We start from the raw sequence: 6,800 nt of genomic DNA, 5'->3' as shown, positions 1-6,800 counted from the left end.
AGCGACAGACCCTCGAATATCGGCGCTTGCTGCACCGCAAGCTGGCCGCCTAACATCAGCCCCCAGACGAGGCCCGCTCTCCACTAATCTACGCCCCCATCTGCGCCAAATGTCCTGACGACGGACATCGGGACCAACGAAAGGGATGGCTAACGTCAGGAACTGGGGCGCAAAGCCGACCGGTCGTTTTGCGCGACACGCCTGGCGGGTTTCAGCAAAAGCGGACGCTCGCATCAACGACGCTGAATGTCTTGAGTTGGTCGGTAGCTGCTGTCGCGCCGGCCATGAACAAATAGCCGCTTTCGCCTTACGCGCACCCATAACCGCACGGGCAGCTCTCTACCGAAAGTTCCGACGCTATGCCTGCCTCACCGGTCCCAACAACCGGGGCGGGGGTCAGCGCTTAAACACCATCGTCAACATGTCGAACACGACACGACATCGCCTGATGCGCTTCAAATCTTCGTGCATCACGATCCATATAGGCAGGGGCAGGTCCAGCACATCGGCAAGAATCCGTATTAGCGCCGGATCACGCTTGGCGACGACAGCCTGGCAAATGCCAATCCCGAATCCCGCCTGAATAGCCGCGAACTGCGCCGCATCGCTGTCGACCCGCAAGGCGAACGCGGACCGGTCGATACCCGGCAGGTGCCGCATGGCCGCGCGGATGAAACCCGTCTCGGTGTCGAAGCCAATTAGGTCGTGGCCGGACAGATCGACCAATGTGTTCGGCATGCCGCGCCGGTCGAGATAATCGCGGCGTGCGTGGAAACCGAGACGAACATCGCCGACGTGGCAGGCGACCAACGCTTTCTGGGTTGGCTCGAACATCCGCACCGCGATGTCGGCATGGCGTTGAAGCAGATCGTCGGGCTGATCGGACAGCGACAATTCGATCGTCAATTCGGGATACGCCCGGCGGAGATCCGCCAGGATCGGCGGCAGGTGCATGACGCCGACCGCTTGGCTGGCGCTGATCCGCACGACGCCGGAGACGGCATCCGGACCGCCGCTGCCCGATCGCCGTAGTGCCGCCGCAGCAGCCACCAGCGCATCGGCATGGGGACGAAGCGACAACGCATGATCTGTCGGCGACAGCCCTCGCTGCGTACGGACGAACAGCTTGCCATCGATCGCCTGTTCGAGTGCATCGATATGGCGGGCGATGCTCGGCTGCGTCATGCCGAGCGCCCGAGCCGCACCGGACAAGGATCCCTCGCGCAGCACGGCGGCGAAACTGCGATAGACATCCCAGCTTGGTTCGTTGCTCATAGATTTACGTATAGCGGCTTGCCGCCTTTCGGCAATTTTCGTTGCGTTAAACTGCCACCATCATCGCCGCCGTATCGATGGAGGCAATGATGACACAGCGAACAGCCCTGATCCTGGGCGCTACCGGAGGGATCGGCGGGGCGATGGCCCGTCGTCTAATTGCCGGCAACTGGATCGTCCGGGCCCTGATCCGAAGCGACACCGCGCACCTTCCCGAGGGATGCATCGGCGTGAGGGGCGATGCGCTGAACCCGGCGGACGTGATTGCAGCGGCCATGGGGGCGGACGCCATCGTCCATGCCGTGAACCCGCCGGGCTATCGCGACTGGGAGACACTGGTTCTGCCAATGCTCGACAGCACGCTGGCGGCGGCGAAATCCAGCGGGGCCCGTATCCTATTGCCGGGGACGGTCTATAATTTCGGCGCCGATGCCTTTCCGTCGATCGCCGAGGATGCCCCACAGCATCCGCGCACCCGCAAGGGCGCGATCCGTGTCGAACTGGAACAGCGCCTGGAAGCGGCCGCCGACGCTGGCGACGCCAAGGTCCTGATCGTCCGCGCGGGCGACTTCTTCGGCCCGGGCGCCGCGAACAACTGGTTCGGTCAGGGACTGATCACGCTCGGCTCCCGGCCCCGCGTGATCCGTAATCCCGGCAAGCGCGGGGTGGGTCATCAATGGGCGTACCTGCCCGACGTCGCCGAGACGATGGCGCGGCTGCTCGACGAGCCGGACCTGCCGGCCTTCGCGCGGTTCCACATGGACGGCCATTGGGATCCGAACGGCCGGCACATGGTCGAGGCGATTGCCCGCGCGCTCGGTGACCCGGCCGTGCCGATCCGCCCTATGCCCTGGTGGCAGCTTCGCTTGGCCGCGCTATTCGCCACGACGCCACGCGAGTTGATGGAGATGCGCTATCTCTGGCGGCAGCCGGTGCGCCTGGCGAACGACCGCCTCGTGTCGGAACTCGGGCAGGAACCGCATACGCCCCTTGACGAAGCGGTCCGCGTGACGCTGGCGGGCCTCGGCTGTCTCTGACCCCGGGTGACGCGGGAGCCGCCATCGGCTATATCGGTGGCGAGACCGAAGGAGCCACGACCATGAACGACCGGAAGATCAGCGCCATCCAGCCTGTCCTTTCTGTCCGTCACGGTGTCTATGTCGAGCTTCCTCATTCTTTCCAACCTCTCCGCCGCCACGCCTGACGGCCGACCGCTCTTCCATGATCTGACCCTGTCGGTCGGCGCCGAGCGCATCGGCCTGGTCGGGCGCAACGGATCGGGCAAGTCGACGCTGCTGCACATCGTCGCAGGCGAAGCGCTTCCCTTGTCCGGCTCGGTCCACCGCATGGGAATGGTCGATCGGCTTGCCCAGCTTTGGCATGACGGGGATAGCGTCGCCCAGGCGCTTGGCGTCCACCAACCGCTTTCAATCCTGACAAGGATCGAAGCCGGGGACGGGACCGCGGCGGACTTCGACGCCGCGGACTGGGTACTGCCGGCCGCGATCGATGCCGCGCTCGCCGATGTCGGCCTCGGCGGCATTGCCCTGGAGCGCCCGATGGGAAGCCTGTCCGGCGGCGAGCGGACGCGGGTTGGCATGGCCCGGTTGGCGATCGCCAAGCCCGACCTGTTGCTGCTCGACGAACCGACCAACAATCTCGACGCCGAAGGTCGTGCCGCCATCGAACGCTGGATCGCGGGCTGGCGCGGCGGCCTGTTGGTCGCCAGCCATGATCGCGCACTGCTCGAAACCATGGACCGCATCGTCGAACTCAGCCCGATCGGCAATCGCATCGTCGGCGGCGGCTGGTCGGCCTTTGCGGCGGCACGCGATGCCGAACGGTCCCGTGCGGAGGCCGAACAGACCCGCACCGATGCCGCCCTTCGCACGACTCGCCTGACCGCTCAGTCCGCGCGCGAGGCCAAGGACCGGCGCGACAAGGCCGGGCGCAGCTTCGCCGCCAAGGGATCGGAGCCGAAGATCCTGCTCGGTGCCCGGGCCGAGCGCGCGGAGAACAGCGGGGGACAGGCCCGCCGCCTCGCCGAACGACAGATCGAGGAGGCCGTGCAAGCCCGCGACGCTGCCCAGGCGCGGGTTGAGGTGCTGATGCCGCTGACGATCGATCTGCCCGCCACCGGCCTGCCGTCGCAGGCGGAGCTGCTCGCGATCGAGCAAGCGACCGTCGCATATGGCGACCGACATTTCGGCCCCTGGTCGCTGACGATCTGCGGGCCCGAGCGTGTCGCGCTGACCGGCCGCAACGGTGCCGGTAAATCGACCCTGCTCAGCCTCGCCAAGGGCGACCTCGCGCCGGCCAGCGGTACGGTTCGCCGACGCGCCGATCGGATCGCCATGCTCGACCAGCATGTCGGCCTGCTCGACGCCGCCGACACCATCCTCGGAAACCTGCGCCGCCTCCACCCCACGCTGGACGAAGAGACGGTCCATGCCGCCTGCGCGCGCTTCGCCTTTCGTAACCGTGATGCCCAGCGGGTCGTCGGCACACTGTCGGGTGGGGAACGGCTGCGGGCGGGATTGGCCGCCGCGCTCTCCGGACCGCAGCCGCCCTGGCTGCTGATCTTCGACGAGCCGACCAACCATCTCGATATCGAGTCGATCGAGGTTCTGGAACGCGCGCTGCAAGGGTTCGACGGGGCGCTGCTCGTGGTCAGCCACGATGCTCGCTTCCTGAACGCGATGGGCATCGAGCGATCCGTGGCCGTCGCCAGCATCAAAGAGGATGCCGCCACGCCCGAGCCCGGTTAGGCTGGCGCCATGCAGCGTCTTCATATCGCCATAGCGGGCTGTGGCCCGGCCGGTCTCGCCACGGCGTTGCTGCTGCATCGCGACGGCCACCATGTCACGCTGTTCGAGCGGTTCGATGCGCCCCGCCCGGTCGGATCGGGGCTGATGATCCAGCCGACAGGCTTTGCCGCCCTGCGTGAACTTGGGTTGGCCGACGCGCTGCTCGAACACGGCGCGCGCATCGATCGCCTCCACGGCGAGGCGGGAAGCAGCGGCCGGGTCGTTCTCGACGTCCGCTATGCCGCGCTCGGCAAAGACGCAGGGTTTGGCATCGGCGTCCACCGCGCAACCTTGTTCGCCGTGCTGCACGAAGCCGTCGCTGCCGAGCGGATCGCGATCGAAACCGGCTGCGCGGTGACGGGGAGCGAGACGGCAGCAGACGACCGCCGCTTCCTGCTGTTGGAGGGCGGTCGCCGCGTCGGGCCATTCGACCTGATCGTCGATGCGCTCGGCACGCGGACGCCGCTGGCGCCGCCCTGCGGTCGCAAACTGGCCTATGGTGCGCTCTGGGGCACGTTGGACTGGCCCGCCGATGCCGGTTTCGATCCCGGCGCGCTCGAACAGCGCTATCGGCGCGCGAGCGTGATGGTCGGCGTCCTGCCCACCTGTATCAGGCGCTGACCGCGCTGTTCACCCCCGTCTATCAGTCCGACAGCCGGGCGATCCCGTTCGTGCGCGACCGCATCGTCGGGCCGTTGTCGAAGCTTTGGCCCGCCACCCGCATTCAGGCGGCCATGGTCAGCGGCCTCATCGGCAATCCGCTGAAGCCGCTATTCGGTTAGCGGACGGGCGCGCATCGAAATAGTCGAATGCAGCGTGTGCCCTTAGACCAACCGTCGGCCAGCGCTCACAACGACGGCTGCTCCGAGGGAAAAAAGGGCTTTCTCATACCCTATACGGGCGAGACGGCGTATCCGGACACAGACGGCGAAAATATATCCGCGGTTGTCTGAATTCGCTGGCTCGTCCGTATAGGGTGATAGAGCTCGACCCGGATCAGTCAGGCGGCCTGCGCCCACAGCGTGCACTGTGCGTCGTCATACTGAACGCCCGGCCGCGTGACCTGCCGGGTCAGCCACGTGCTGGCGCGTTCGATGCCGTCGCTCAGGTCGTCGGCGGGCTTGCCGTCGATGTGCATGATCTCCCGCGGGGCGAGGCGGAAATGTCCACGCACATGGGCCTGCGGCAGGATCAGCCCGCGGTTGCCCGCCTTCGACAGCCACAGGCGGCAGCCGGTCTGGATGTGGCACCGACCGTCGCGCGGCAGGAACATGGCGATGTCGGTCAGCGCCGGGGTCGGTCCGGTGCGATATTCGAGGTGCAGCAGATCGTTGTCGGTCTCGACCGCATGGCGGCCCATCTCGATCTTGTCCTCGATCCCGAGCGCATCGCCGCCGGTGATGACGACGCCGGGCTTGAGCTTATGGTTACCAAGCAGCAGCTTGACGATGGCGCGGGTGACGGCGGCTTCGAAGGTCGTGGTCATCATTCTATCTCCTTGTTTCATCCCCGCATCGGGGCCGTTCATCGTCTCGTTCATCTCAAATCTGGTTCTCGCTCCGGCAGGCGCGCACGATCTGGGCGGCGGCGCACTCCAGCCCGGCCGCGCGGTCCCACAAGCAGTTCCAAGGGAGCCGGGTGCCGATCTCGACACCGTGACGGCCGAGCTTCACCGACAGCCCGCCACGAGCGGGCACCAGATGCAGGCCCTGGTCGCGGTCGCGAAAGAAACTGAGGTCGGTGAGTAGCAGCGGGCCGGTGATCGAGCGCAGCGCGACATCGACGCGGACGGGGTCGATGGTTTCCGGGTGAAAACCATGCCGGATCAGCAGCGTGTCGCGACGGCGCGTGGCGGCACAGCGCTGCAGCGCCTGATCGAACATCGGCTCGGTGATGGAGGTCATCGCGATGATGACGTTGTGGTCGAGGCATTCGACCGCACCCGGCAGGCCGGAGTTGCCGAACAGCGGTGCGGGTTCGTCGCAGCCGAGGGCTGCGAGGACATAGTGCATCAGCGCGACCGAGGCGGTCGGCAAAACATCGTGGATCATGAGAGACATGGGACCTTTGTGGACGTGCGTGATCCCCGGACCGGCTTGTCCGGATCAGGCCCCTTCGATTTTCATTTCTCGTCAGGGCTTCGCTCGGCCCCGGCCGAACTTCCCCTCTTCACGCGGCAGCGGTCGCGGCCATCGCGGAAGATGGCGTCGCCGATCACGGCATAGCCCCAGCTATCGAGTATCCGCGCGCTGTCCGCGACGGTGCCGGAGTGATGGATCGCGGCAGCCGGGCAATAGACTTCGGCCATGGCGGGCACCCAGCCGGCGATGGTGCCGGCGGGCTGGCGCTGCCACCATTGCCCGGCGATCAGGGCGGTCAGCAGCAGGATGGCGCTCACGCGGAAAACCAACGGAAAGCGGCGTCGCTTCATTTTCTTTCCTCCAGCAGATTCTCGCTGCTGGAGAGAGTAAGCATCTAGAAATACGGCGGATTGTGCAGTCAGAAGCCGCCCAGCTTGCCGCATGTGCAGCAACCTGACGTCCATCCTGCACAACGAGACTTGGTTCGTTAACGGGTTCGGCCTACACCCATGCCGTTCGCCAGCAGGCGGACCGAGGCGTGGAAACCTCGTGATGGGTAGCCGCATGCCCGGTCGAAAGAGATTTCGGCCGGGGAGCGGGCGTGGATGTCCAAGGCTCTTCCAGGGCCCAAAGACGC

General features: G+C 66.3%; 7 protein-coding genes. 3 read left to right on the top strand and 4 right to left on the bottom strand.

All coding sequences use genetic code 11. The features are described 5' to 3' along the window. Positions 1 to 396: 396 nt before the first annotated feature. On the bottom strand, positions 397 to 1,275 hold the full coding sequence (locus ABDV78_RS19280; protein ID WP_343529066.1) for a LysR family transcriptional regulator: 879 nt from the start codon (positions 1,273 to 1,275) through the stop codon (positions 397 to 399). A gap of 77 nt (positions 1,276 to 1,352) precedes the next feature. Between ABDV78_RS19280 and ABDV78_RS19275 the strand changes: the two genes are divergently transcribed. The 3 genes from ABDV78_RS19275 (at position 1,353) to ABDV78_RS19265 (ending at position 4,703) form a co-directional block, all read left to right on the top strand. Beyond that, entirely contained in the window at positions 1,353 to 2,312 is a 960-nt protein-coding gene (locus tag ABDV78_RS19275) for an NAD-dependent epimerase/dehydratase family protein (protein ID WP_343529065.1), read from the top strand. Positions 2,313 to 2,432: 120 nt separating this feature from the next. Continuing rightward, positions 2,433 to 4,043 (top strand): ABC-F family ATP-binding cassette domain-containing protein, encoded by a 1,611-nt coding sequence (locus ABDV78_RS19270; protein WP_343529064.1) that lies wholly within the window; start codon positions 2,433 to 2,435, stop codon positions 4,041 to 4,043. A gap of 9 nt (positions 4,044 to 4,052) precedes the next feature. Beyond that, positions 4,053 to 4,703 (top strand): FAD-dependent monooxygenase, encoded by a 651-nt coding sequence (locus tag ABDV78_RS19265; protein ID WP_343529063.1) that lies wholly within the window; start codon positions 4,053 to 4,055, stop codon positions 4,701 to 4,703. Between the two features lie 379 nt (positions 4,704 to 5,082). On the opposite strand, the gene ABDV78_RS19260 is transcribed toward ABDV78_RS19265, so the two are convergent. From ABDV78_RS19260 to ABDV78_RS19250, 3 genes are all read right to left on the bottom strand, one after another. Continuing rightward, positions 5,083 to 5,571, bottom strand: a complete 489-nt coding sequence (locus tag ABDV78_RS19260) for a hypothetical protein (RefSeq protein WP_343529062.1) — start codon at positions 5,569 to 5,571, stop codon at positions 5,083 to 5,085. Between the two features lie 52 nt (positions 5,572 to 5,623). Continuing rightward, complete coding sequence (locus tag ABDV78_RS19255) at positions 5,624 to 6,133, bottom strand: hypothetical protein (RefSeq protein ID WP_343529061.1); 510 nt, start codon at positions 6,131 to 6,133, stop codon at positions 5,624 to 5,626. A gap of 71 nt (positions 6,134 to 6,204) precedes the next feature. Beyond that, the gene (locus ABDV78_RS19250) at positions 6,205 to 6,480 is read right to left on the bottom strand and encodes a hypothetical protein (RefSeq protein WP_343529060.1); all 276 of its coding nucleotides are present in this window, start codon (positions 6,478 to 6,480) and stop codon (positions 6,205 to 6,207) included. Positions 6,481 to 6,800 lie beyond the last annotated feature (320 nt).

This window comes from Sphingomonas sp., from assembly GCF_039594485.1.
Classification (GTDB): domain Bacteria; phylum Pseudomonadota; class Alphaproteobacteria; order Sphingomonadales; family Sphingomonadaceae; genus Sphingomonas.
This window is presented reverse-complemented; position numbering and strand designations above follow the sequence as displayed.